The 283-nt window shown below is 62.9% G+C and carries 1 pseudogene; it reads left to right on the top strand.

Features of this window, described 5'->3' with window-relative positions:
- Positions 1 to 283, top strand: a pseudogene (locus N7568_RS23030) (sugar phosphate isomerase/epimerase); the annotation flags it as partial.

Genomic DNA, 283 nt, shown 5'->3' with positions numbered 1-283 from the left:
CGAAGCTTCTTCAGCACTCGTTCCCTTGCTCCTGCTATGCGACGGACCCAATGCCCAGCCGGCAACCAGGGACGGTTTGATCACTGAGTCCCGCTCGGAGCGCGGTGGACCCGGGGAAGGCGAATTCGACCTCCCGGCCATGCTTGCGTCCTTCACTGAGAGCACACCGGTGAGCGTTGAACCCCCCTCCGACGCCAGGGTGGCTGCGATGGGCGAACTTGCCTGGGACAAGCACTTGAAAGCAGCGGCGAACTCCGTCCTCACGACGCCAGCACTTATATGG

This window comes from Paenarthrobacter aurescens (genome assembly GCF_025421775.1).
In the GTDB taxonomy this organism is placed as follows: domain Bacteria; phylum Actinomycetota; class Actinomycetes; order Actinomycetales; family Micrococcaceae; genus Arthrobacter; species Arthrobacter aurescens_B.
This window is presented reverse-complemented; position numbering and strand designations above follow the sequence as displayed.